This is a genomic window from Mesorhizobium sp. 131-3-5 (assembly GCF_016756575.1).
GTDB lineage: Bacteria > Pseudomonadota > Alphaproteobacteria > Rhizobiales > Rhizobiaceae > Mesorhizobium > Mesorhizobium jarvisii.
The window spans coordinates 3,480,795-3,505,873 of record NZ_AP023254.1 but is presented as its reverse complement, the minus strand read 5'-3'; the positions used below and the strand labels follow the sequence as shown (position 1 = coordinate 3,505,873).

The following is a 25,079-nucleotide window of genomic DNA, read 5'->3' as shown; positions in this document are numbered from 1 at the left end:
GCTACCTCTCCCCCGGCCGATCGATGCCGGGAAGCTTTGGAAGGCCGAAAATCGAAAAATCGCCGGCGCGCGCCGGCGCTTCGGTGCGGATCGCCGCGCGCAGCCTGGCCGAGCGGGCGCGCGGATTGGCAGCGACCTCGGCATCGCCCGCCGTCACGCCACCGCCGGCCTTGCGAAAGGTCGCTGTGCGCGCATGCGCCTCGGGCAAATGACGTGAGCCGGTGGCGACGTCGGCGCGGTCGGCGATGAAGCGCTTGACGATGCGGTCTTCCAGCGAATGGAACGTCACCACAACCAGACGCCCGCCGGGCTTCAATGCGCGTTCGGCCGCGAACAACGCCTTGGCCAGTTCGCCGAGTTCGTCATTGACGTAGATGCGCAGCGCCTGGAAGACGCGGGTCGCTGGATGAATCTTGTCCTTCGGCGCGCGGCCAATATGCGTCTCGATGGCGTCGGCCAGTTCCAGCGTGCGCTCGAATGGCTTCTTTTCGCGGCGCGCCTCGATCATGCGGGCGATGCGGCCGGCGTGGCGCTCCTCGCCGAGGAAGCCGAAGATGCGGGCAAGGTCGCCCGGCTTGAAACTATTGACGACATCGGCCGCACTCAGGCCCGCTTGCGCCATGCGCATGTCGAGCGGCCCGTCGGAGCGGAAGGAAAAGCCGCGCTCGGCCTGGTCGAGCTGCATGGAGGACACACCAATGTCGAGCACGATGCCGTCGGCGCTTTCGACATGTTCGTCCAGCGTCGAGAACGGCGCCTGCACCAGTCTCAGCCTGCCGCCCGATTGTGCCTCGAGATCGCGCCCGGCAGCGATCGCGTCGGGATCGCGGTCGATGGCGACGACCGAAGCGCCGGTCGCCAGAATGGCTTTGGTGTAGCCGCCGGCGCCGAACGTGCCGTCGATGATGATGTCGCCCTTCGCCGGCTCCAGTGCCTCGAGCACTTCGCCAAGGAGAACCGGAATGTGGCGGACCGATCCGCCAACGGCGTGGATGTCATCGCCGTGGCCCACCGTCATTCCGGTCGCTCCCCAGGCTTCGTCCCCTGCCGAAGCTGCAAAAGCCTGGCCCGCGCCTGCGCCCCATAGGCCGCAAGCCGTCCCGGCTCCCAGATCTGAAAGAAATTGCCGCGCCCGACAAAGGCCACCTCCGCCGAGATGCCGGTATGCTCGCGAATGAAATCGCTCATCGTGATGCGGCCGTCCTGGTCGAGTTTCAGGAACGCTCCGTCGCCATGGCAGAAGAACGACATGTCGTCCGCCGTCTGCAGGAAGGGATCTTCCTGCGCGATGCGCTGCTCGTAGCGGTCGAGCAGATCCAGCCCGCCGACATCCATCGCCGGCAGGTCCAGGCAGCGCAGTGCATAGAGTTCCGAATAGCCGCGCTTCTGCACGACGGCGCGGAAATGCGCAGGAACGGACACCCGCCCCTTCGCATCGATCCTGCTCACCGTGTTCGACAGAAACCGGTCCATTAAACCCTACAGCCGCTTGCGCCGCCGCCCCCCTCTTCATCGTCTCGTACGCGCCGCCGCAGCGCGTTCCCTGCCCCGTATCAGCCTCGCCGGCACGGCCAAAAGCCGGCAAACGCGCAGCCGCCGCGGCTGCCCGACTGGCGTACGCTTTACCCTGACGCGGAACGAAGGCTTTGATGTCTCGATGGGATATCATGGGGTACTATGGGCGTCAACGGGAATAGGCTTCACAAACACGCGCATCGCGACCAATCCGAGCAGCCGTTACGGCACGTCTCGTCTTTATGATCCATTAAGCCTAACGAAGCGTTTAGAGCCCGCTGGCCCAAAAGACCCGGCTTGCCGCCGATCACCCGCGCGCATAGCGTCGAGCGACGTCTTCCGCCCAAAAAGCAAGGATCGAGCTCATGTCCGAGACGGCAAAGTCACGCGCCGCCGAACTGTCCCATTTGCGCAGCCGCGATTTCGCCAGTGGCGATCCCGTCCCCTTGCCGTTGACCATGGCTTCGATCTTTCACACGCCGGGCGTAGAGACCGGGGTCGATCAATATGGCCGCTACGACAATCCAACCTGGCGCGCCGTGGAACATGTGCTCGGCCATTTGGAAGACGCGCAATGCGTGAGTTTTCCCTCTGGAATGGGCGCGATTTCCTCGGTGTTTTTCGCGCTCCTGAAATCGGGCGATCGCGTGCTCCTGCCGGCGGACGGCTATCACGCGACGCGCGCGATGGCCGAACGCTTCCTGAAGCCGCTCGGCATCACCTGCGATACCAGGCCGACGCCGACCTTCCTTGACGGCGGTTTCAAAGGCTATTCGCTGGTCTTCGTGGAAACCCCGTCCAATCCACGGCTGGATATCTGCGACATCGCGACGATCGCCAAGGCTGTCCACGAACAAGGCGGGATCCTTGTCGTCGACAACACGACGATGACGCCATTCGGCCAGCGTCCGCTCGACTTCGGCGCCGACATCGTCGTCTCCGCCGACACCAAGGCGGTCAACGGCCATTCGGATGTGCTGTTCGGCCACGTCGCCAGCCGCGACGCCGACATCATATCCAAGGTGACGGACTGGCGCGCAATGGCCGGCGGCATTCCCGGGCCGTTCGAGGCCTGGCTGGTGCATCGCGGCCTCGAAACACTGGAGGTGCGCTTCGACCGCATGTGCTCGTCCGCCGAAACGATCGCGCAGCGGTTGAAGGAACATCGCGCGGTGCGCGGCCTGCGTTTTCCCGGCCTGAACGGCGACCCGTCGCACAACCTTGCCCGCGCCCAGATGGAGCGCTTCGGCTTCCTCATCTCCTTCGAACTCGCCTCGGAGGACAAAGCCGAGGATTTCATCAACAATTGCCCATTGATAGAGGCTGCGACCTCCTTCGGCGGCGTCCACACTTCGGCCGAACGACGCTCGAAGCGAGGCGATGCGGTACCGCCCGGCTTTGTACGCCTGTCAGTCGGCTGCGAACCGGTGGAAGAGCTCTGGAAGGCCATTGAGACGTCGCTGGACGGGATCGGCGCCTGACGGACTGGTCACGAACCTAGGTCGTCGGCCTCGATGTTGCGATGGCCGTGCCACCGCGCCTCGAAGCGGTCGAGCAGCCGATCGGCTGCGGCCTAGTTGTCGCGCACATTATGAAGCCAGATCGCGGTCAGATCATCTTCAGCACGTGCGTTCCGAACGATAGGCAGAAAATTCATGCCGCGTCGTCAGATCGCAAGCGTCTCCGTGCCTCGGCCTTGATTTCATCCATCGATGCAAATCGTCCCGGCCCGCTGTCGATCCCTTCCTGCACCAACCTGCGCAGTTCCTCAACCGTATAGCCGAAGAGATCGCGACGGTCCTTCCACTGCCGCAGCGCCTCGCGGATCACCTCGCTCGCCGAAGCATATTCGCCGGCGGCAACGACATCGTCCACCGCTTGCGCCAGTTCCGGCGACAGCGTGATGCTGCGTTTGTCGACTTGCCCCATGGATAGGCTCCCGATGCCATTGGCCGATTGCCGACTTGCTTGCAAATAGCTGAAAAGACTTGAATCGACAGGCGCGCCCGAGGGCGCAACCTGCTGATCTCAAAAGGATTTCTCTTCGAGGACGAAACTGCCAGCTGGCCTGTAAGCCGGGTTCTGTATGGCCCTCGCCCCTTGCGGGACGAGAACGTGGCGGCCATTCATCTTGGGCGCATGTTGCCATACGCCTCACGCAACCTACCCGGACGGTGAGCCGGAAACAGCCCTCGAGGGTTTCCCCTCGCACCGCCCCTATTCGGTTTTGCTCCCGGTGGGGTTTACCGTGCCGCTCCTGTTGCCAGTCGCGCGGTGGGCTCTTACCCCACCCTTTCACCCTTACCCCGACAAAGTCGTGGCGGTTTGCTTTCTGTGGCACTTTCCCTGGGGTCGCCCCCGCCGGTCATTAACCGGCACCGTGTCTCCATGGAGCCCGGACTTTCCTCACTCGCGGCCTTTCGGCGTTTGCGAGTGCGGCCGCCCAGCCAGCTGGCAAGGCGTATAAAGGGGTTCAGCCGGGAAAACGCAAATGAAAAAGCCGGCTTGTCCGCCGGCTCTCGCAACTTGCTATCAAAGCGCGGCCATCTGAACCTTGACCTTGCTGCAATAGGCGGCCGAAACTGGGTTCATCCGCGTCGCGGCATGGCCGGCATTGTATTTCAGGATCGTGCCACAAGTCGTGCCACCGCCAAGGTTCTGCGCCAAAGCGAGATACTTCATGCCGTATTTGATGTTGGTGTCGGGATCGAACAGGCCCTTGGCCGAACCGTTGTAGCCCATCATCCGCGCCGTCGCCGGCTTGATCTGCATCAGGCCGATCTCGCCGGCGCTGCCGACCATGTTCGGCCGATAGTTGCTCTCGATCGTGATGACGGCATTGGCCAGCGATACCGGAACGCCGTAGCTTGCCGCGTAGCGGGCAACGATAGCGGAATACTGGCCGCTGCTGGCCACCGCTGCCGTCGACGCAGCGACATTCCTGAGACCGATCGATGCCGTTGTCGTCATGTCGACGGTCTTGCGGCCACGCTTCGTCTGCCTTTTGGCGGAGGATTTCTTCGCCTTGGTCCAGCTGGCTTTTTCCACCTTGGCGGAAGCGTGCTTCGCCGTTGCCTTCAGGCTCCTGCTGCTTTTGGCTGAAATGGCCTTGCCCTTGGTCACCGCGACGAGGCCCTGATCGGCCCGGGGGCTCCATGTCGCGGCATCGGCCGCGCTGAAGGCAAAAGTCACTACGCCGGCAGCAAGAGCTGCCGTTACAACGGTCAATTTCTGCATGTGATCCTGTTCTGCTGGACCACGCGAAGATGTTCGCGTGGCGCTGCTTGATTAATAGCGGAACATCCGGGGGGCTAGAGGTCCGACAAACTGTACGAATTGCCCTTTGAGGCCCGAATTGGCGCCAATGAAGGCGGGGCAAGTCACTTTGAGTGAACAGTTTGTAACCTGACAGGGGAAAAAGATTACTTGGGCGGCGCCCTGCCCTGGGTTAGCCGCTCACCGAGGCAAGCAACTTCTGCAGCGTGCGCATGGTCGAGCCATCGGCCAGCCCGTCGACCAGACGGGGCCGGAAATGCCGTTGGAAGGCCTCGACGACAATCCGCGTCTGATGGTCGAAAACACCCGATATCTCGACACCATAGCCATAGAGCGTCAGCATAGACTGCAACGCCTCGACATCGGCACCGCTGTCGCCGGGCTTCAGCGCGGTCCCGCGCCTGATGGGTGCAGCAGGCACAAGATGGCCGACACCGGCCGCAAACAGGGCGGCCCAAGGAAACTTCTCGCCCGGATCGATCTTGCGGCCGGGTGCCACGTCGGAATGCGCCAGCACCCGCATGGCGGGGATCGCATGCCGCGCCGTAATTCCATTGCACAGGCCGATCACCGCCTCGATCTGGCGCCGAGGGAACCCGGGATAGCCCAGCGAATGGCCAGGATTGACGATCTCGATGCCCACCGAGCAGGAATTGATATCGGTGCGTCCGAACCAGGAACTCTTGCCGGCGTGCCAGGCGCGGTCGCTTTCCCGCACCATCTGCACGATGTGGCCACTCGCGTGGACGAGATAGTGCGATGAAACCTCGCTCGCCGGATCGCACAGCCAGGCTTCCGCTCCGGCCCCCGTGGGCATGCCAGTATAGTGCAGCACGATCATGTCGGGTTTCAGCGTATCGCGCCGTGGCCCGAAATTCGGCGACACCCTGACCTCGGCGCTCGGCTCGTCGGGCAGGAAGCCGCTCATACGTGCCGCAGGCCCCGCTCGATCATCTCATAGGCGGCGTTGATCGCCGCGACCCTGGTCGTGGCGATCTTGATGAATTCCTGCGGCAGGCCACGCGCGATCAGCCGGTCGGGATGGTTGTCGGAGACCAGCTTGCGGTAACGCTTCCTGACCTCCTCGAACGGCTTGCCGCGCTCGATGCCGAGCACGACATAGGGGTCGCCGGCGCCAAGATTGACGTGCCGGGCCAGGATCGACTCGTAATGGGCCTCGTCGATGCGGAAGATCTCGGCGATACGGTGCAGGAAGATGCCTTCGCGTTCATGCACCAGCCCATCGGCCTTGGCGATGTGGAACAGGCCGTCGAGTATGTCTTCCAGCATCACGCAATTGGAATGCCCGGAACCGCACAACTGCGCCATGCGCTCGGCATAGGTTTCGAAACCAGCCACGTCCCGCTGGGCGAGATCGAACAGCCGCGCAACGTTGCGCGTCTCCTTCGGCGGCACTTCGAATATTTCCTGGAAGGCGCGCACCTCATCCTGGGTGACGATGCCGTCTGCCTTGGCCATCTTGGCCGAGAGCGCGATCATCGCCACGGAAAAGGCGACGCGGCGGCGCAGGTCCGCATCGCCGGAAAAAACCGTGCGCACGGCCTCCACGACATCGGCAACGCCCGACGAGGCTGAAGACGATACCCGTGTGATAAACTCGCCGAGGCGGTCCCAAATCGACATGGCCCGCTTCATAGAACCAACCGGTCCCCGCTATCAAGCCAATAACGGCCGCTGCCGGGTCCGTGAACCAGGGGCTCCTTGGTCGGTCCAGGTGGTTGCCTTTGCAAGAAAAGGCCGGCGAGACGCCGGCCCTTCCTCCCAAGACACTCTTACTGCTTTACAAACTACTGCGCGGGCGCAGGAGCAGGCGTTGCCGGAGCCGGCTCGGCAGGCTTGGTCGAATTGTCGGCCGGAGCCGCAGGCTTCATCGGCTGCTCAGCAGCCGGCGGATTGGTGCTCTGCGTTGTGGTGGTGTCAGTGCCCTTGCCGCTGTCGCTGCAAGCCGCGACGCCCAGCAGGGCAAGGGCGGACACGGAAGCCAGAATGAGCTTTTTCATAATATCTCTCCTTCAACACACGCTCACGTTGCGGTGAACGGTCGAAGAGGAAATGCGCGACACGGCCATGAGTTTCGTAACGTTGCGTTTCCGCGTGTAACATCAACGGGATGCGTTGCTGCCGGCGCATTGGCACATTAACAACGAAAGCTGAAAACGAAAAATGCCGGAGACAGCCGCCATGGCCGCGAAATGGGATTTCTGGATCGACAGGGGCGGCACCTTCACGGATGTCATCGGCCGTGATCCGCAAGGGGGGCTGCATCCGCGCAAGCTTCTATCAGAGAATCCCGAAGCCTATGCCGATGCGGCCATCCAGGGCATCCGCGACCTGCTCGGCGTTGATCCTGGCGCCGCGATCCCGTCCGGGCTGATCGGCGACATCAAGATGGGCACCACGGTCGCCACCAACGCGCTCCTGGAGCGCAAGGGCGACCGCGTGCTCCTGCTCATCACCAAGGGGTTTCGCGATGCGCTGAGGATCGCCTACCAGGCGCGGCCCGACATCTTCGCCAAGGAGATCATCCTTCCCGAGCAGCTCTATGAACGCGTCATCGAGATCGACGAGCGCGTGCTCGCCGACGGCTGCGTCGAACAACTGCTCGACATCGCCGCTTGCCGGCCGGCGATCGAGCAGGCGAAGGCCGACGGCATCGATGCCGTCGCCATTGTCTTCATGCATGCCTGGAAATACCCCGATCATGAGAAGGCGGTGGCAAAGGTCTGCCGCAAGATCGGCTTCGCCCAAGTCTCGGTCAGCCATGAGGTCTCGCCGCTGATCAAGCTGGTCGGCCGCGGCGACACCACCGTGGTCGACGCCTATCTCTCGCCCATCCTGTCACGCTATGTGCAAAGGGTGGCGGGAGAACTGGGCGCGGCGAGAGACGGCGACCAGTCCCCTCGCCTGATGTTCATGATGTCGTCGGGTGGCCTCACCGCCGCCGACATGTTCCAGGGCAAGGACGCACTGTTGTCGGGTCCGGCCGGCGGCGTCGTCGGCATGGTCGAGACGGCCAAGCTCGCGGGCTTCGGCAAGGTCATCGGCTTCGACATGGGCGGCACCTCCACCGACGTTGCCCACTATGATGGCGAGTACGGGCGCGCTTTCGATACCGAAGTCGCCGGCGTGCGCGTCCGCGCGCCGATGATGCGCATCCACACCGTCGCCGCCGGCGGCGGCTCGGTGCTGCATTACGAGGCTGGCCGTTTTCGCGCAGGGCCCGATTCAGCGGGCGCCAATCCCGGCCCCGCCGCCTACCGGCGCGGCGGTCCGCTCGCCGTCACCGACGCCAATGTGATGCTCGGCAAATTGCAGCCCGATTTCTTTCCGGCGATCTTCGGCCGCGGCCAGGACCAGCAGCTCGATGTCGAAACCGTGCGCTCAAGATTCGCGGCCCTGGCCGACCAGATCAGTGACGGCCGCTCGCCGGAAGCGGTTGCCGAAGGCTTCGTTACCATCGCCGTCGAGAACATGGCCAACGCCATCAAGAAGATTTCCGTGCAGCGCGGCTACGACGTCACCGAGTATCTGCTCAACTGCTTCGGCGGGGCCGGCGGCCAGCACGCATGCCTGGTCGCCGATGCGCTCGGCATGGAAGCGGTGCTGATCCACCCCTTCTCCGGCCTGCTTTCGGCCTATGGCATCGGCCTGGCATCGGTCTTTGCCTCGCGCCAGCAGGCATTGCTCAAACCGCTTGCCGAGGAGTCCCGAACAGAGATCGCCGGCCTCATCGCCACCTTGAAAAAGGCCGTGATCGCCGAATTGGCCGCGCAAGGCATCGCCGAGGACACGGTTGCCGCCAAGCCCGTCCTGCACATCCGCTATGACGGCACCGACACGACACTGCCGGTGAATTTCGAAAGCGACTCGATTTTCCAGGCAAAGCGCGACTTCGAAATCGCCCACAAGGCGCAATTCGGCTTCGTCTTTGACGACAAGCCGATGATCGTCGAGACGGTTGGCGTCGAAGGCAGCGAAATCGGCGACAGCAGCGCCGAGGCCTATGCGCCCGCCGGACCCGCACGGATTGAAGCCGGCGCTTCCGGAACGCGGCGCATCTACACCGAGGGCCGGTGGCATGAAGCCGGCATCCATCGTCGTGAGAACCTGCGCCCATCGAATCTGGTGGCCGGCCCCGCCCTTATCATCGAACCGAACCAGACCATTGTCGTCGAACCGGGCTGGCAGGCCGAAATCACCAACCTCAACCATGTCGTGATCCGCCGCACGGAAAAGAAGGCGCGCGCCGCCGCCCTCGGCACATCAGCCGATCCGGTCATGCTCGAAGTCTTCAACAACCTGTTCATGTCGATCGCCGAGCAGATGGGTGTCACGCTGCAGAACACCGCCTATTCCGTCAACATCAAGGAAAGGCTGGATTTCTCCTGCGCCGTCTTCGACCATACAGGGGCGCTGGTCGCCAACGCGCCGCACATGCCGGTGCATCTGGGCTCGATGGACCGCTCGGTCGAAACCATCATCCGGCTGAACTCCGGCGACATCCACCCGGGCGACGTCTTTGCCTTGAACGCACCGTACAATGGCGGCACGCATCTGCCCGACATTACCGTGGTGACGCCGGTGTTCGACGACGCGCAGAAAGAGATCCTGTTCTGGGCGGCCTCGCGCGGCCACCACGCCGATATAGGCGGCACCGCCCCCGGCTCGATGACGCCGCTCGCCACCACGGTCGACGAGGAAGGCGTGCTGTTCGACAATTTCCGCATCGTCGACCGCGGCAAATTCCGCGAAAAAGAGCTGCATGCGCTGCTCACCGACCATCGTTACCCGGCCCGCAACCCGCACCAGAACATTGCCGACCTCAAGGCGCAGATCGCCGCCAATGAGAAAGGCGTCGCCGAACTGCGCAAGATGGTCGCGCATTTCGGCCTCAATGTCGTCGAGGCCTATATGGGCCACGTCCAGGACAATGCGGCCGAGAGCGTGCGGCGGGTGATCGAACGGTTGCCCGACACATCGGCCTATGAATATCCCACGGACACCGGCCAGGTGATCAAGGTGAAGATATCGGTCGACCGGCAAAAGCGCGAAGCGACGGTCGACTTCACTGGCACATCGCCTGTCATGAAGAACAATTTCAACGCGCCGGAGCCGGTGGCCCGCGCCGCGGTCCTCTATGCCTTCCGTGTCATGGTCGAGGACATGATCCCGATGAATGCCGGGTGTCTGCGGCCCATCAACATCGTCATTCCCGACGGTTGCATGCTGAAGCCCGCCTATCCCGCCGCCGTCGTTGCCGGCAATGTCGAGACCTCGCAGCACGTCACCAACGCGCTGTTCGGCGCCATGGGCGCGATGGCCAATGCGCAGGGGACGATGAACAACCTGACCTTCGGCAACAAGAAGTACCAGTATTACGAGACGATCTGCTCCGGCTCACCGGCCGGCCATATGAACTCCGGCCGCGGCTTTGCCGGCACCTCCGGCGTGCACACCCACATGACCAATTCTCGCCTCACCGATCCCGAAGTGCTGGAACTGCGCTTTCCCGTGGTGCTGGAGGATTTCCACATCCGTAAGGGATCCGGCGGCAAGGGTAAATGGAGCGCCGGCGATGGCACCAAACGCAGCATCCGCTTTCTCGAGAAGATGGAATGCGCGATCCTGTCCTCGCACCGCAACCGCCCACCGCAGGGGCTGGACGGCGGCGGCGACGGCGAGGTCGGCTCGACCAAGATCCGCCGCAAGGACGGGGCGATCGAGATGCTGAAGGCCTGCGATCAGACCGTGCTCGAGGCCGGCGATGCAGTGATCCTGATGACGCCGACGCCGGGGGGCTTTGGCAAGCTGTAAAGAACACGTCAACAGGCTGTCACCGGCCTGTCATGACGCTGCGCTACCCGCTTGCGGCAAAGCAAATGGGGAATCACTTTGCCATGACGGACGTCTCCTCGGATCTGGTTTTTCGCCGCGGCAAGGAAGTTGGAAAGGCCGTCTACCAGAACCGCGCGCTTTCCAAAGCCGGCATCTCCGAGCGGCTGTTCGCCTTCCTGTTCTCCGGCCTCGTCTATCCGCAGATCTGGGAAGACCCCGATGTCGACATGGAGGCCATGCAGCTTGGTGAGGGCCATCGCATCGTCACCATCGCTTCCGGCGGCTGCAACATCCTGGCCTACCTCACCCGATCGCCGGCACGGATCGACGCCGTCGACCTCAACGCCGCCCATATCGCGCTGAACCGTATGAAGCTGGAGGCGGTGCGCCGTCTGCCATCGCAGGGCGACCTGTTCCGCTTCTTCGGCGCCGCCGACACCAGCCACAATTCGCAAGCCTATGACCGTTTCATCGCGCCGCATCTCGATCCGGTCAGCCGCCACTATTGGGAACGCTGCAACTGGCGTGGTCGCCGCCGCATCGGTGTTTTCGACCGCAATTTCTACCAGACCGGCCTGCTCGGCCTGTTCATCGCCATGGGCCACCGCACGGCGAAGTTCTTCGGCGTCAATCCGGCCCGCATGATGGAAGCTGGGAATATCGCCGAGCAGCGCCGCTTCTTCAACGAGGAACTGGCCCCGGTCTTCGACAAGAAGCTCTTGAAATGGGCGACCTCGCGCAAGGCTTCGCTGTTTGGCCTCGGCATTCCGCCGGCGCAGTACGATTCGCTGATCACATCGGGCGACGGCACGATGGCCAGCGTTCTGAAGGCCCGGTTGGAAAAGCTCGCCTGCGATTTTCCCCTGGAAAATAATTATTTCGCCTGGCAGGCCTTTGCCCGCCGCTATCCAAATCCCGGTGAGGCCGCCCTGCCCGCCTATCTGGAAAAGCAGAACTACGACACCATTCGCGGCAATATCGACCGCGTCGCCATCCACCATGCCAATCTGATCGAGTTCCTCGCCGGCAAGGACGCGGGCACCGTCGACCGCTTCATCCTGCTCGATGCGCAGGACTGGATGACCGATGACCAGCTCAACGCGCTGTGGTCGGAAATCAGCCGCACCGCCTCCGCAGGCGCTCGCGTCATCTTCCGCACCGCCGCCGAGCCCAGCCTGCTGCCGGGCCGCGTCTCGACCTCGCTGCTCGACCAGTGGGACTATCAGGACGAGGCCTCACGCGAATTCTCGACCCGCGACCGCTCCGCCATTTATGGCGGCTTCCACCTCTACGTGAAGCGCGCCGCATGAGCACGACCGAGCTGCCGGTCAGCCCGGCATTCAAGGCCAATCATGCCGAGCTGATGGACGGGGTCTACCACTGGCAGCGCCACATCTACGACCTGACCCGCAAATACTATCTGCTCGGCCGCGACCGGCTGATCGATGGGCTTGAGGTGCCACAAGGCGGCACCGTGCTGGAACTCGGCTGCGGCACCGGTCGCAACATCATCCTGGCCGCCCGTCGCTATCCTGATGCCCGCTTCTTCGGCCTCGATATCTCGGCCGAGATGCTGGAGACGGCCGGCAAGGCGATCGACCGCGAAGGCCTGTCCGGCCGCGTCACGCTGGCAAGAGGCGACGCCACCGATTTCGATGCGGGCTCCCTTTACGGCATCGAGCGCTTCGACCGGGTCTTCGTCTCCTATTCGCTGTCGATGATCCCAGGCTGGGAAAAGACGGTGTCGGCGGCACTCGCCGCGCTATCCCCCGACGGCTCGCTGCACATCGTCGATTTCGGCCAGCAGGAAGGCCTGCCGGGCTGGTTCCGGACCTTGCTGCGCGGTTGGCTCAGAAAATTCCACGTCACGCCGCGTGAATCGCTGCGCGAAGTTCTGGAATCGGAATCTCGGCGAACCGGCGCAACCTTCCGTTTTTGCACGCTTTATCGCGGTTATGCCTGGTTTGGCGTGATTGGACCGCGCAACTAGCTAATGCAGCGCCTTCACCAGCGCCCCCACCATCGTCTGTGGGCGATAACCGACCTTGGCCGGTGTCAGCCCCAGCCGCACGATCACCAGCTGCTCCGACGGAATGATCGCTACGGTCTGGCCGTCATGCCCCTCCATCCAATAGGTGTCCTTGGGCAGGCCTGCCGCGACGCCGGCCCCGGGATTTTCCTCATCGCCCGGCGCTTCGATCCACAACTGGCCCTTGCCGTAGACTTTCGAGGCAGGCGCCGGCTCGCGCATCCAGTCGACGAAGCCCGTCGGCAGGACCTGGTTGCCGTTCCACACGCCGCCCTGCAGCAGGAACTGGCCGAAGCGCGCCCAGTCATGCGCCGTGGCGTAGAGATAGGACGAACCGACGAAGGTGCCCTGCTCGTCGGTTTCAAGCACGGCGCTGTGCATGCCGAGCGGCCCGAACAGCGCCATGCGCGGCCATGTCAGCGCCTTCGCCTTGTCGCCGATCGCGTCCTGCCAGAGCCGCGACAGCATCACCGCCGTGCCGCTCGAATAGGAGAACACCTTGCCGACCTCGCCTGCCAGCGGCTTTGATTCGGCAAAGCCCGCCATGTCGGGCTCGAGATAGAGCATGCGCGTTACGTCGGCGACGTCGCCATAGTCCTCGTTGAACTCCAGACCGCTCGACATCGCCATCATGTCGGCAAGGCTGATCGCCGCGCGGCCGTCCGCCTTCCACGGCGCGAACAGGCCCTTGTTGTCGACGGCCATCTTGCCGTCCTTGACCAGCGTGCCGACGATGGCGGCATTCACCGTCTTGGTCATCGACCAGCCGAGCAGCGGTGTCTTGGCCGAAAAGCCGTCGCCATAGCGCTCGGCGACGACGCGGCCGTTCTTGACCACGACCACCGCGCGCATGCCCGAACCGGTCAGCGCCGCATCGTCGAGCAGCTTGGCAATCACCGGATCCTGCGATGCCTCGACCCGCTCGCCTTCGGGCCACAGCGTATCCTGGCTGGTTGGCGAAGGCTCGACATGGACCGTCGTGCGCCGCGCCTTGCCGACATCGCCGTCGGGGATCGAGGCGCAGCCCAGCCCATCGCGGGACACCGCCTCGCTCTTGCCGAGGAAGCCCAGCAGGCCCGCCGAAACGGTGCCCCGGTTCTTGTCGACCGAGACCCGCATCAGCCGCAGCAGCGGGTGGCCGGGCGCCTGCACGTCGACGGCAAGCACTTCGTTGGCATCGCGCCCGGCAATAAAGACGTTGGAGCAGACGATCTTGGCCGAATAGCCGGAACCGACGCGGATCAGTTCTGGCGGCGCGATGTAGAGCCAGGCAAACAGCCCGGCGACCGCCATAACGATCAGGCCAAGCAGCCATCTGACGATCTTGACGACGAACCGCATTCCGCTTCCTCCCGGACTTTCGCCGGACCCTTATGTCATCGAATTGCCGCCATTGCTTCCGCAAAATCAGGGCACTTGTCGAGCGCCGTCAACGGATTCTCAACCATGATCGGCGATCACAGGAGGCATGTCGCCCAAAAGTGCGCTGCGGTTTTGGGACCACGACATGAACAAAAAGGGATAGACTGGGCGATGCTGTGGGGCGATCGCCCGGAGGGGCTCGACCAATCGTCGGCCATCGGTTCACAGACCCATCAGCGACCGGCTGTTTCCGGCTTGGAAGTTGTGATGCGCCGTCTCGCGGCCCTTTTCATGCTGACGCTGCTTGGCGCCTGCTCGACCGTGGACGATCTGTCGCCGCTGTCGCCCTCCGGGTCCAGCAGCCCGACGGTCGCCGTACGCGCGCCGCGCTTCGAGGATTCCAAGCCGCATGAATGGGACAGCGGCGCGCCGTGGAACTATGCCGTTCACGGCACCGATGTCTCCAAATACCAGACCTCGGTTGACTGGCCGACCGCCAAGGCGAGCGGCATTTCCTTCGCCTTCATCAAGGCCACCGAAGGCGGCGACCGCTTCGACGAGTATTTCAACGAGCACTGGGCGCGCACGAAAGCCGCCGGCGTTCCGCGCGCGGCCTATCATTTCTTCTATTTCTGCACTCCGGCTGCCCAGCAGGCGCGCTGGTTCATCCAGAACGTTCCCGTCGACCGCTCCGCCATGCCGCCGGTTCTCGACATGGAATGGAACCCGAAATCGCCGACCTGCCGGCTGCGTCCCGACGCCGCCACGGTGCGCGCGGAGATGACCACCTTCCTCCAGATCGTCGAGCGCCATTACGGCAAGAAGCCGATCATCTACACCTCTGTCGACTTCTTCGACGACAACGAGCTGTCGAGCTTCCGCGGCTACCCCTACTGGCTGCGCTCGGTCGCCGGCCACCCGCGCGAAAAATACGGCAGCCACCCCTTCACCTTCTGGCAATACACCGGAACCGGCATCGTTCCCGGCATGACCGGCAAATCAGACATCAACGCCTTCAACGGCTCGGAAGCCGCATGGAATAAGTGGTTGCGGCAGAACACCCGTTGACACCGGGCCTGCCGCCTGCTTTTCGACACAGCCAGCGGTAAAGAGTGCAACCGCCGGTAATCCGGGGCATTGGGTTTCCAGCCAAGCGCGACAATGCCCTCTTCGTTTCGAAAGGAAGCTGATGCGACTGCGTTCCCAAGCCCTCGCGGCGCTATTCCTGTGCGCCACGGCCTTGCCGGCGATGGCGCAGGAATGCGGCGGCGACTTCGAAACCTGGAAACAGGGCGTGGCGGCGGAAGCCAAGGCGGCCGGTGTCGGCGCCATGGGTCTCGATGCGCTGGAAGATGCCACCTTTGACGAGCGGGCGCTGGCGCGCGACCGCGCGCAGGGCGTCTTCACCCAGACCTTCATCGAGTTCTCCAACCGCATGATTTCGGCCTATCGGCTGAAGCAAGGTGCGGCGAACATGAAGAAATACGCCGATGTCTTCGCCCGCGCCGATCAGCAGTTCGGCGTGCAGGCGCCGGTCATCACCGCCTTCTGGGCGCTGGAAACCGATTTCGGCGCCGTGCAGGGCGATTTCCACACGCTGAGCGCGCTGGTGACGCTTTCGCATGATTGCCGCCGCCCGCAGCTGTTCCGCCAGCAGCTGGTGCCGCTTCTGGAGCTGATCGATCGCGGCGTGCTGCCGGCCGACGTCAAGGGCGCCTGGGCCGGCGAGATCGGCCAGACGCAGATCCTGCCTTCGGACTATCTGGCCCGGGGCGTCGACGGCGACGGCGATGGCAAGATCGACCTGCGCAACAGCGTGCCCGACGTGATCATGACCACGGCCAACAAGGTGCTGTCGCGCGGCTGGAAGCGCGACGAACCCTGGATACAGGAAGTGCGGGTGCCCGACGAGATGCCCTGGGATCAGACCGGGCGCACCAACAAATTGCCGCTGACGCAGTGGGCGCAGTGGGGCGTCACCAATCCCGACGGCTCGCCGCTCGTCGACAAGGGGCTGAAGGCCGGCCTGGCGCTGCCCATGGGCCGCAAGGGCCCGGCCTTCCTCACCTATGACAATTTCGATGTCTATCTCGAATGGAACCAGTCCTTCACCTATGCGCTGACCGCGGCCAATCTGGCCGCGCGGCTCGCAGGCGCGCCGCCGCTTGATCCGCGCACCCCGGACCAAGGCCTCAACAACGAGCAGATGAAGGCGCTGCAGACCAAGCTCGAGGCCCGGGGATACGACGTCGGCACGGTCGACGGCATTCTGGGCACCAACACCCGCGAAGCGATCCGCAAGGAGCAGATGCGGCTTGGCCTGCCGGTGGACGGCTGGCCGACACCGGAGCTTTTGGCGAAGCTGTGAGGGGCCGCCATTCTTGAGGCCCTCGCTACCGGCTAGCGCCTGCTCTCCTCGCCCGCACGAAATCGATGAACGCCCGCAAGGCTGGCGGCATGTCGCCCTTCGGCAGGATAGGCGCGCCGCGCGACGTTGCCGATATCGCGGTCTTCCTGGCCAGCGACGAGGCCCGCTGGCTGACCGGCGAGAACATCCAGGCTGGCGGTGGAGTGGCGTAGGGATAGGCAGTAGGCAGTAGGCAGTAGGCAGTAGGCAGTGGGCAGTGGGCAAATACCAAAGGTGACATTGAAAGCGCCAGTATAACAAACGATCCCTACTTCCTATTCCCTACCCCCTAGTCTGCCATCGTCTCCAAACTCGCAAAGCCTTGCGGCGCATCGCCTTCGTCGAACGGCGTCGTCACCTCGACGAACGTATCGGGATAGAACCCGTTGAAGCGTGTGCGTAGCGACAGCGAATAGGCGCCGATATGGCCAATTTCGATCCAGTCGCCGGTGTCGACGGTTTCCGGCAGCCAGAAAGGCCTGGACAGGATGTCGACGGAATCGCAGGTCGCGCCGCAGACCTTGAACGGCACGATGTTCTTTTCAGCGCCATTGCGGGTCCTGATCGCCGGATCAGGAATGAAGCGCGCCGGCAGCGTGATCTTGCCGGTCCATGAATCCGATAGCGACGCCCAGATGCCGTCATTGATGTAGAGCCGCTTGCCCTTGCGCAACAGCACGCGCACGATCAGCGACAGGCAACGCGCCACGATCACCCTGCCCGGCTCGGCCACCAGCGGGATCTGGTCGAACTGATATTCCTTCAAGTCGCCGGAGAGCCGCGACATGATCTGGCCGAGCGACGGCATCTCGATCTGCTTGCGGTTGGGATCATGGCCGTATTCGGCCGGAAAGCCGCCGCCGACATCGAGGCCGGCGATGTCGAAGGTCAACCGGTTGCGCACCCAGTCGGCCGAAGCCAGCGCCCGCTCATAGGTGTCGGGATCCTCGATCTGGCTGCCGACATGGAAACACAGGCCGACCTTGTAGCCCGTGCGGTTCAGCCGCTCGGCGAGTTCTACCGCATAGGCCGGCCCGGCCCCGAATTTCTTCGACAGTTCGTAGGCCGCCGACCCTTTCGTCTGGATGCGCACGAATACGCTGATCGAGCCGGGGTCGATGTCGAGCGCCCGCACCACCCGCGTCAGCTTGGTGATCTCGTCCTCATGGTCGAGCGAAATGACGCGGATGCCGTATTTCTCCAGCGCCAGCTTGATGTCCGACTGCGCCTTGACCGGGTGCATGTAGAGCATCTCGGCATCGGCAGAGACGGCGCGCACGGCAGCGAATTCGCCGGGCGAAGCGACGTCGAAGGCGTTGACGCCGGCCTCGACCAAGGTCTTCAGCACGATCTGCTCGCCATTGGTCTTGACCGCATAGGCGGTCTTGCCGGGGAACATGCTCATGAACTGCCTGGCATCGGCCTTCAGCACCTGCGGGCGGAAGCAATAGACCGGATCGTCAGGACGAAGCGCCAGTGCCGCCTCGCGGGCATTCTCGAATCGCTGCATTGACGAATCCTCGATCTCGGCTGCGCACAATTAATCCAAGCTAGCGGCCAATGAAAACAATTCTGTGTCTCGCGCACCTGACGCCGCGGCGCTAATCTTCGGCGACATCCATCGACCAGGTTTCGGGTGGCGCTTGTCGCCAGACCCGATATGCCCGTGTCTGGCCGGCTGACATTCGAGCCGGCATGTCGGGGGGAGGACGATCCACATGGCAATTGCCGCTACATCAGCGTCGCGCGGACCGATGACGCTTACCGACTGGGGGCAGTTGCTGCTGCTTGGCGCCATCTGGGGCGGTTCGTTCTTCTTCGCCCGCATCGCGGTGGCGGAGCTTCACCCTCTGGTGCTGGTGCTGTTTCGCGTCGCCATCGCGGCAATCGCGCTGCAGATCTATCTCGGCCTGCGCGGCCCGTCCTTCCGCCTTGCCTTTCCGCATGCCGGCCTGTTCTTCCTGCTGGCCTTCACCAACAATGTCGTCCCCTTCTCGCTGATCTTCGCCGGCCAGACCGAGCTTGGCGCCGGCGTCGCCTCGGTGCTCAACGCGACGACGCCGTTCTGGACGCTGATCCTTGCCAACGCGCTGACATCGGACGAGAAGCTCTCCTGGAACAAGCTCGCCGGCATCGGGCTCGGCGTCGTCGGCACCGCTGTCATGATCGGTCCCGGCGTGCTTGCCGGGCTTGGCGGCCCGGTATGGGCCAAATTCGCGCTGATCGGCGCGTCTTTGTCCTATGGCGTCGCGCTGATGGTCGCCAGCCGCTTCAAGGGCGTGCCCTCGCCGGTCATCGCCACCGGGCAGTTGACCGCCTCGACCATCATCATGATACCGGTCGTGCTGCTGGCGCACGGCCCGGCCGGCCTGTTCTCGGCCTCGCCGCCAGTCTGGGCGGCGGTGCTGGCACTGGCGCTGTTGTCCACCGCCTTCGCCTACGTCCTCTATTTCAACCTCGTCGCCTCGGCCGGCGCCACCAACGCCTCGCTGGTCACGTTGATCGTGCCGGCCAGCGCCATGCTGCTCGGTTTCCTTTTCCTGGGCGAGCGGCTGGAACTGTTCGAGACCGGCGGCGTGGTGCTGATCGGCCTCGGTCTTCTCACAATCGACGGACGTGTCCTTGGAAGGCGTTAGGCGCGAAAATCGAAGTCGATTTTCGCGGCGGTAGCGCTGCCATGACACAGCATCGACACGTCGCCGCCACAATTTATTCACAGGTCTAAAGCGGGTTTTTGCCGAGAAGTTTCAACGGCTAACGGCAAAATCGGAGTCGCAAATTTCACAATCACGTCGCAATGCAGCACATTTTCCGCTTGCCTGTGGCACAAATGGACCTAGACTCTTAGGCATAGCTCTTTAAGAGGAGGCTATGTCATGGGACTTACGAGGCCAATCAACGCATTGATGATTTGTGCTGCGTTTGCTTTCATCGGCGCCCTCATTATGGGCGTCCTTCCCTGAACCCGCCAAAACAGGGAAGACCAGCACCAGATAGTCTAAGCAATTCGAAAGGCCGGGTTTTTACCCGGCCTTTTGCTGTTCAGCGCGGCCTCATGCAGCAGCCGAGCCCGCCACCTCCGCCTCATGCGAGCGGATGCCGATCATGTGGCAGATGGCGAAGACGAGGTCGGCGCGGTTCATTGTGTAGAAGTGGAAGTCGCCCACCCCGCGTTCGACCAGGTCGAGAACCTGTTCCGCGGCGACGGCGGATGCCACCAGCGCATGGGTCTGCGGGTCGTTCTGCAGGCCGTCGAAGCGCTCAGCCAGCCATGCCGGCACCAGCGCGCCGCAGCGCGCCGAGAAATTGGCGACCTGGGTGAAATTATGCACCGGCAGGATGCCGGGAACGATCGGGATGTAGATGCCGGCCCGGCGCGCGCGCTCGACATAGCGCTCGTAGAGATCGTTGTCGAAGAAGAACTGGGTGATCGCCCGCGTCGCGCCATTGTCGACCTTGCGCTTCAGCATGTCGATATCGGTGGCGAAGTCGGGGCTTTCCGGATGCTTCTCCGGATAGGCCGAAACCGAAATGTCGAAATCGCCAGCGTCCTTCAGAGCTCCGACCAGCTCGGCACCATTGGCATAGCCGTCCGGGTGCGGACGGTAAGCGGTTCCAACGCCCGCGGCCGGATCGCCGCGCAGGGCGACGAAGCGCTTGACGCCCATATCGGCGAATTCCTGGATCACCGCGTCGACCTGATGGCGGGCGGCATCGACGCAGGTCATGTGCGCGGCCGGCGTCAGGCTGGTCTCGTTCAGGATGCGGCAGACGGTGCGCGCCGTGCGCTCACGCGTCGAGCCGCCGGCGCCATAGGTCACCGAGACGAATTTCGGCTTCAGCGGCTCCAGCCTTGTGACCGTGTCCCACAGCCGCGCCTCCATCTCGTCATTCTTGGGCGGGAAGAATTCGAAGGAAACCTTGACCTTGTCGCCAATGTCGGGGCGGCGGGAAAAGCGGAACTGGTTCATCAGGCGATTTCCCCTATCGAATTCACTTTGGTCTGCTGGCTGTCGTAGGCAGGGTCGGCGATCAGCAGGCGCCTATCGCGGCCAAGCCAGAGTTTGACGGTGAGCCTGGGCTCGCTGCCGCCGCGCGGCTCGAATTCCTGGGCATCCTCGAGATCGAGGCCGGCCTCGGCAAACCATTCGCCGATCTGCCGGTCCGAAAAGCCGAGGCGCATATGTGCGTGCTCTTCGCGCAGGAATTCCAGCGTGTGCGGCGCGAAGTCGACGATGACCAGCCGGCCCGACGGGCGCAAAAGCCGCGCCGCCTCGTGGATGGCGCGGGCCGGATCGTCGAGATAGTGCAGCACCTGGTGGATGGTGACGAGATCGAAGGCATCGCGCTCGACCGGCGGCGAGAAGATATCGCCCTGCCGCACCTGCGCATTGGAAACGCCGGCCTTGTCGAGATTGGCGCGCGCCACGGTCAGCATCTCGCGCGACATGTCGATGCCGACACCGCGCCGGTAGAGCGGCGAGAAGATTTCGAGCAGCCGCCCGGTGCCGGTGCCGAGATCCAGCATCGACTGGAACGGCCGCTTGCCGACCAGCTTCAGCATCGCCGCCTCGACCGCGCGGTCCGGCACATGCAGCGAGCGGATATGGTCCCAGCTTGCGGCATTCACCGAAAAATACTCCGCCGCCCGGTCCTGCCGCTTGCGCTTGACCGAGGCCAGCCGCTCGAGATCGCGCTCGACCTGCGGATCGGCGCCGCGAATGCTGGAAACCAGGCCCATGACGAAGTCACGCGCGGAATCGGCATCCGACAGGCGGAAGAACGCCCATGACCCTTCCTGGTAGCGGTCGATCAGCCCGGCCTCGAGAAGCAGCTTCAAATGCCGCGAGACGCGCGGCTGCGACTGGCCGAGAATTTCGGTAAGATCGGAAACGGTGAGGTCGCCGCGCGACAACAGTGCCAATATGCGCAGGCGGCTGGATTCGGCCGCCGCCTTCAGCGTATCCACCATGGTGTCGAGCGAAACATGCATCAGCGTATTCTCTTTTCAGCGCATTCACTTTGAAAAAGATATAAACATATGTTTATGTCGATTTTCAAAACCTTGCAAGCGCTATGTCGCTTCCGGACAAGAAAATGCCGCATGCGTGATTTTCCGGTGGGCGCCGCCCAAAAATGTGTAGCGGTCTTCTGACAATGGCAGCCAGCAGCACGGAGATGGGCAAAATGACCGGGCCGCGCGAAATGTTCGAGGCACGCGAAGGCGAGCAGAGGCTGGAACAGGATCCGGCAACGATGCCGGCGGATGCCGGAATCGTCTTCATCGGCCGCATCGCCTCGCCTTGGGTAACGCGGGAAAGCTGCCCGAAAAACATGCGCACGGCGCGCGAGACCGGGCAGCCGGCGATGCTGACCATCGACGCGCCCTATCGTGAAGGCCTGCGCGGGCTGGAGCGTGCCAGCCATGTCATCATCCTGTCCTGGCTGCATCACGCGCCGCGGAATCTGATTGTGCAAAAACCTCGCCATGCGGCTGAAGCGAAAGGCGTATTCGGCCTGCGCTCCCCTGCCCGGCCGAACCCGGTCGGCCTGCATGTGGCAAGGCTCATCGGATTGGACATCGCCACTGGGCGCCTCGATCTCGACGCCATCGACGTGCTCGACGGCACGCCGGTCATCGACATGAAGCCCTACTTCGCCTCGACCGACGCCATGCCAGAGGCGATCGTCGAAGGACGCGATGAACGATGACAGCACCGACCGGCCGCCGCCGCGCCATCGCCAAGGCGCTGACCGCCCTTCTGCCGCTCGCGCCCTATTCCGACATGGAGAAGATCCGCGCCGACGCCGGCGCAGTGCATATGAAGACCTTGCCGCCGGGCATTGCCGTGTGGCTGGCGACGATCGCCCACATCCGCCACATGCACACCGACTACGAAAAGCTGCTGGCCGAGGGTTATGACCGCGACTCCGCCCGCTTCTTCGTCATCGAGCAGACCAACATCGTGCTCACCCGCTGGCGCGCGACACGCCTGCTCGACGCCGACGACGAAGAGGAGTGAGGCGGCTATTGTCTGGTCAGCACGGCGATCGCATTGTAGGGCTGGCCGTCGGCCTGGCCGACCCAGGTCCAGGACAGGTTTCCCTTGAAAAACCGGACGGTGATGTCGCCACCGTCGATGCACTTGTCCTGGCCGTAGGTGATGCTCTCATGGAATTCCGCCGATGTCTCGTCCCTCGACGTCTGCGACAGCGATCCGCCGCAGCCGAGTGACGGATAATCGATCGACGCGCCGTCATCCCTGATCGTCATGGCGATCGACCAGTCGGCGCCGGCGTCCCCCGCCGGGCTCTGGTGGCCACTGCCGACCCAGGTGCCGGTCAGCGTCTGCGCCGGCGCATTCACCGCGCAAGGAACATTCTGGAAGATCGGCGTCAGTTCGCTGCCGGTCTTCTCGCAGCGATAGGTCTGGCCGTTTTGGCAGAGTTCGTCGCCTTGTTTCACGCACTGCGCGCTGACCTCGCCCGCGCCGGCGAAAATCATCATGGTTGCGATGACCGTCCCAAGCCTGCCCATATCCCCTCCCACTCCAAGCCACCTATCATACGGCAATTCCAATCCGGTGTATCGGCTGGACCGTTATGGAGGACGAACAGCGCCCGGACGGCTGGCACTATGCCTCCTCTCCCGGGCCGGTAGGCTGATGGCCCGCCCCACACACGAGGAGGTCCCGATGGACCAGACGACGGCAACAAAGGCTTCAAGGCCGCTGCTCACGGTCGGCGACCGCCACGTCGACCCGCATTCCTATCCCGATGGCGTCGCCTTCCTCGACGGCCAGTACCTGCCGATGTCGCAGGCCAAGGTGTCGGTGCTGGATTGGGGGTTCCTGCATTCCGATGCCACCTACGACACGGTGCATGTCTGGAACGGCCGCTTCTTCCGCCTCGACCTGCATCTCGACCGCTTCTTCGGCGGGCTCGAAAAGCTGCGCATGACCATTCCCTTCGACAGGGATGGCGTGGCCGAGATCCTGCACAATTGCGTCGCCCTTTCGGGCCATCGCGCCGCCTATGTCGAAATGCTGTGCACGCGCGGCGCCTCGCCGACCTTCAGCCGCGATCCGCGCCAGGCAATCAACCGCTTCATGGCCTTCGCCGTGCCGTTCGGCTCGGTCGCGAATGCCGAGCAGTTGCAGCGCGGCCTGCGCGTCGCCATCAGCGACAAGGTGCGCATCCCGCCGACTTCGGTCGATCCGTCGATCAAGAACTACCACTGGCTCGATCTGGTGCGCGGCCTCTACGACGCCTATGACCGCGGTGCGGAGACCGCGCTCATCCTCGACTTCAACGGCAATGTCGCCGAAGGTCCGGGCTTCAACGTCTTCTGCGTCAAGGATGGCAAACTGTCGACGCCGGCCATCGGCGTGCTGCCTGGCATCACCCGCCGCACCGTCTTCGATCTCTGCGCCGAAGACGGTCTTGTCGCCGCCGCCGCCGATGTCAGCGTTGCAGCGCTGAAGGCGGCCGACGAGGTCTTCATCACCTCGACCGCGGGCGGCATCATGCCGGTGACTGAGATCGATGGCGCTGCGATCGCCGACGGCAAGGTCGGGCCTGTTACCGGCCGGCTGATGGTGCTCTACTGGCAAAAGCACGACGATCCGGCCTGGTCGTCTCAGGTGAGTTATCCCTGATCAAGGGGCGTCTTGTTCAAAAAAGATCCCCCTCGCCTCTGGAAAATCACGGGATAGGCCGTATATGCCCGAAAGCGGAGAAGCCTCCGCTTTCATCCAAGATTGCGCCCGCAGGGGCAAGGATTCCACATCATGACAAATAAGGTTTGGTTCATCACCGGATCGTCGAAGGGTTTTGGCCGCGTCTGGGCCGAGGCCGCATTGGCGCGCGGCGACCGCGTTGCCGCGACCGCCCGTGACGCCGGCACGCTCGCCGATCTGGTCGAGAAATATGGCGACAACATTGCCGCGATCAAGCTCGACGTCACCGACAAGAAAGCCGTCGATGCCGCTGTCGCCGAGGCGCACAAGCGCTTTGGCCGGCTCGACGTCGTCATCAACAATGCCGGCTACGGCCATTTCGGCGCCATCGAAGAGGTCAGCGAGCAAGAAGCCCGCGACCAGATCGAAACCAATGTGTTCGGCGCTCTGTGGGTCACGCAGGCCGTGCTGCCGATCATGCGGGCGCAGCGGTCCGGCCACATCATCCAGATCTCGTCGATCGGCGGCGTCAACGCCTTTGCCTCGCTCGGCCTCTACCATGCCTCGAAATGGGCGCTGGAAGCCTTCAGCCAGTCGCTCAGCATCGAGGTCGCGGAATTCGGCATCCATGTCACGCTGGTCGAGCCGGGCGGCTTCTCCACCGACTGGTCCGGCGCCTCAGCCAAGGTCTCCAAGCCGATCGAAGCCTATGCGCCCGCCCGCGCCAAGATGGCCGAGCGCCGCGCCAATTCGGTCGCCGGCGATCCCGAGGCGACCGGCCCGGCGATGCTGGCCATCGTCGATGCTGCCGAGCCGCCGCTCCGCGTGTTCTTCGGCGATGGCGGCCTGCCGATGATCCGCCAGGAATACGCCAACCGCCTCGCCACCTGGGACAAATGGGACCACGTGTCCGTCATGGCGCAAGGCGCCAACAAGAACCGCAAGGGCTGAGGCT

General features: G+C 63.7%; 23 protein-coding genes, 1 other RNA gene and 1 pseudogene. 12 read left to right on the top strand and 13 right to left on the bottom strand.

What is annotated here, in order from left to right:
* Position 1: 1 nt before the first annotated feature.
* Together rsmH and mraZ are read right to left on the bottom strand one after the other, a co-directional pair.
* Entirely contained in the window at positions 2 to 1,018 is a 1,017-nt protein-coding gene (gene rsmH, locus JG747_RS17160; RefSeq protein ID WP_019859098.1) for a 16S rRNA (cytosine(1402)-N(4))-methyltransferase RsmH, read from the bottom strand.
* Positions 1,015 to 1,473 carry a division/cell wall cluster transcriptional repressor MraZ gene (gene mraZ, locus JG747_RS17155; RefSeq protein WP_019859099.1) on the bottom strand — a complete coding sequence of 153 codons (459 nt, stop codon included), beginning with the start codon at positions 1,471 to 1,473 and terminating at the stop codon, positions 1,015 to 1,017. The genes rsmH and mraZ overlap by 4 nt, the downstream gene beginning before the upstream one ends.
* Before the next feature lie 407 nt (positions 1,474 to 1,880).
* Between mraZ and JG747_RS17150 the strand changes: the two genes are divergently transcribed.
* Positions 1,881 to 2,996, top strand: a complete 1,116-nt coding sequence (locus JG747_RS17150) for a cystathionine gamma-lyase (protein ID WP_202359666.1) — start codon at positions 1,881 to 1,883, stop codon at positions 2,994 to 2,996.
* Between the two features lie 172 nt (positions 2,997 to 3,168).
* Here JG747_RS17150 and JG747_RS17145 read toward each other — a convergent pair whose 3' ends face one another.
* The 6 genes from JG747_RS17145 to JG747_RS17120 form a co-directional block, all read right to left on the bottom strand.
* Positions 3,169 to 3,444, bottom strand: coding sequence for a type II toxin-antitoxin system ParD family antitoxin (locus tag JG747_RS17145; RefSeq protein ID WP_064983797.1), 276 nt, complete (start codon positions 3,442 to 3,444; stop codon positions 3,169 to 3,171).
* A 126-nt stretch (positions 3,445 to 3,570) separates the two neighbouring features.
* Positions 3,571 to 3,970, bottom strand: an RNA gene (rnpB, locus tag JG747_RS17140) — RNase P RNA component class A.
* A 77-nt stretch (positions 3,971 to 4,047) separates the two neighbouring features.
* A complete protein-coding gene (locus JG747_RS17135) occupies positions 4,048 to 4,752 on the bottom strand; it encodes a lytic transglycosylase domain-containing protein (protein WP_027047024.1) in 705 nt (234 codons plus the stop codon).
* Positions 4,753 to 4,963: 211 nt separating this feature from the next.
* Positions 4,964 to 5,719 carry a peptidoglycan recognition protein family protein gene (locus JG747_RS17130; protein ID WP_019859103.1) on the bottom strand — a complete coding sequence of 252 codons (756 nt, stop codon included), beginning with the start codon at positions 5,717 to 5,719 and terminating at the stop codon, positions 4,964 to 4,966.
* On the bottom strand, positions 5,716 to 6,435 hold the full coding sequence (locus tag JG747_RS17125) for a J domain-containing protein (RefSeq protein WP_027047025.1): 720 nt from the start codon (positions 6,433 to 6,435) through the stop codon (positions 5,716 to 5,718). The genes JG747_RS17130 and JG747_RS17125 overlap by 4 nt, the downstream gene beginning before the upstream one ends.
* Before the next feature lie 164 nt (positions 6,436 to 6,599).
* On the bottom strand, positions 6,600 to 6,812 hold the full coding sequence (locus tag JG747_RS17120; protein WP_019859105.1) for a hypothetical protein: 213 nt from the start codon (positions 6,810 to 6,812) through the stop codon (positions 6,600 to 6,602).
* Between the two features lie 181 nt (positions 6,813 to 6,993).
* Between JG747_RS17120 and JG747_RS17115 the strand changes: the two genes are divergently transcribed.
* From JG747_RS17115 to JG747_RS17105, 3 genes are read left to right on the top strand one after another with little or no spacing between them, the layout of a single operon-like run.
* On the top strand, positions 6,994 to 10,626 hold the full coding sequence (locus JG747_RS17115) for a hydantoinase B/oxoprolinase family protein (RefSeq protein ID WP_202362307.1): 3,633 nt from the start codon (positions 6,994 to 6,996) through the stop codon (positions 10,624 to 10,626).
* Positions 10,627 to 10,658: 32 nt separating this feature from the next.
* Complete coding sequence (locus JG747_RS17110) at positions 10,659 to 11,957, top strand: DUF3419 family protein (RefSeq protein ID WP_064983792.1); 1,299 nt, start codon at positions 10,659 to 10,661, stop codon at positions 11,955 to 11,957.
* Positions 11,954 to 12,637 carry a class I SAM-dependent methyltransferase gene (locus tag JG747_RS17105; protein WP_202359665.1) on the top strand — a complete coding sequence of 228 codons (684 nt, stop codon included), beginning with the start codon at positions 11,954 to 11,956 and terminating at the stop codon, positions 12,635 to 12,637. Before JG747_RS17110 ends, JG747_RS17105 begins: the two co-directional genes overlap by 4 nt.
* Here JG747_RS17105 and JG747_RS17100 read toward each other — a convergent pair whose 3' ends face one another.
* Positions 12,638 to 14,017: a serine hydrolase domain-containing protein gene (locus tag JG747_RS17100; RefSeq protein WP_202359664.1), complete on the bottom strand. Its 1,380-nt coding sequence runs from the start codon at positions 14,015 to 14,017 to the stop codon at positions 12,638 to 12,640.
* A 288-nt stretch (positions 14,018 to 14,305) separates the two neighbouring features.
* On the opposite strand from JG747_RS17100, the gene JG747_RS17095 reads away from it, so the two are divergent.
* From JG747_RS17095 to JG747_RS17085, 3 genes and pseudogenes are all read left to right on the top strand, one after another.
* A complete protein-coding gene (locus JG747_RS17095; protein ID WP_202359663.1) occupies positions 14,306 to 15,106 on the top strand; it encodes a glycoside hydrolase family 25 protein in 801 nt (266 codons plus the stop codon).
* Between the two features lie 121 nt (positions 15,107 to 15,227).
* On the top strand, positions 15,228 to 16,406 hold the full coding sequence (locus JG747_RS17090; protein WP_202359662.1) for a lytic murein transglycosylase: 1,179 nt from the start codon (positions 15,228 to 15,230) through the stop codon (positions 16,404 to 16,406).
* A 92-nt stretch (positions 16,407 to 16,498) separates the two neighbouring features.
* Positions 16,499 to 16,618: pseudogene (locus JG747_RS17085) on the top strand (SDR family oxidoreductase); the annotation flags it as partial.
* Positions 16,619 to 16,734: 116 nt separating this feature from the next.
* Here JG747_RS17085 and JG747_RS17080 read toward each other — a convergent pair.
* The gene (locus JG747_RS17080; RefSeq protein ID WP_202359661.1) at positions 16,735 to 17,955 is read right to left on the bottom strand and encodes an alanine racemase; all 1,221 of its coding nucleotides are present in this window, start codon (positions 17,953 to 17,955) and stop codon (positions 16,735 to 16,737) included.
* Positions 17,956 to 18,163: 208 nt separating this feature from the next.
* On the opposite strand from JG747_RS17080, the gene JG747_RS17075 reads away from it, so the two are divergent.
* Positions 18,164 to 19,081: a DMT family transporter gene (locus JG747_RS17075; RefSeq protein ID WP_202359660.1), complete on the top strand. Its 918-nt coding sequence runs from the start codon at positions 18,164 to 18,166 to the stop codon at positions 19,079 to 19,081.
* Between the two features lie 417 nt (positions 19,082 to 19,498).
* Here the strand turns inward: JG747_RS17075 and metF are convergent, their stop codons facing one another.
* Positions 19,499 to 20,416, bottom strand: coding sequence for a methylenetetrahydrofolate reductase [NAD(P)H] (gene metF, locus JG747_RS17070; RefSeq protein WP_019859120.1), 918 nt, complete (start codon positions 20,414 to 20,416; stop codon positions 19,499 to 19,501).
* Positions 20,416 to 21,438 carry an ArsR/SmtB family transcription factor gene (locus JG747_RS17065; RefSeq protein WP_202359659.1) on the bottom strand — a complete coding sequence of 341 codons (1,023 nt, stop codon included), beginning with the start codon at positions 21,436 to 21,438 and terminating at the stop codon, positions 20,416 to 20,418. Before JG747_RS17065 ends, metF begins: the two co-directional genes overlap by 1 nt.
* 194 nt (positions 21,439 to 21,632) lie before the next feature.
* Here JG747_RS17065 and tsaA point away from each other — a divergent pair, with 194 nt between their 5' ends.
* Together tsaA and JG747_RS17055 are read left to right on the top strand one after the other, a co-directional pair.
* The gene (gene tsaA / locus JG747_RS17060) at positions 21,633 to 22,157 is read left to right on the top strand and encodes a tRNA (N6-threonylcarbamoyladenosine(37)-N6)-methyltransferase TrmO (RefSeq protein ID WP_244748125.1); all 525 of its coding nucleotides are present in this window, start codon (positions 21,633 to 21,635) and stop codon (positions 22,155 to 22,157) included.
* The gene (locus tag JG747_RS17055) at positions 22,154 to 22,468 is read left to right on the top strand and encodes a DUF2293 domain-containing protein (RefSeq protein ID WP_019859122.1); all 315 of its coding nucleotides are present in this window, start codon (positions 22,154 to 22,156) and stop codon (positions 22,466 to 22,468) included. Before tsaA ends, JG747_RS17055 begins: the two co-directional genes overlap by 4 nt.
* A 5-nt stretch (positions 22,469 to 22,473) precedes the next feature.
* Here the strand turns inward: JG747_RS17055 and JG747_RS17050 are convergent, their stop codons facing one another.
* A complete protein-coding gene (locus JG747_RS17050) occupies positions 22,474 to 22,983 on the bottom strand; it encodes a hypothetical protein (protein WP_202359658.1) in 510 nt (169 codons plus the stop codon).
* A 157-nt stretch (positions 22,984 to 23,140) separates the two neighbouring features.
* Here JG747_RS17050 and JG747_RS17045 point away from each other — a divergent pair, with 157 nt between their 5' ends.
* Together JG747_RS17045 and JG747_RS17040 are read left to right on the top strand one after the other, a co-directional pair.
* Positions 23,141 to 24,103 (top strand): D-amino acid aminotransferase, encoded by a 963-nt coding sequence (locus tag JG747_RS17045; RefSeq protein WP_202359657.1) that lies wholly within the window; start codon positions 23,141 to 23,143, stop codon positions 24,101 to 24,103.
* A gap of 132 nt (positions 24,104 to 24,235) precedes the next feature.
* Positions 24,236 to 25,075 (top strand): SDR family oxidoreductase, encoded by an 840-nt coding sequence (locus JG747_RS17040; protein ID WP_038647761.1) that lies wholly within the window; start codon positions 24,236 to 24,238, stop codon positions 25,073 to 25,075.
* The last annotated feature ends 4 nt before the right edge of the window (positions 25,076 to 25,079 follow it).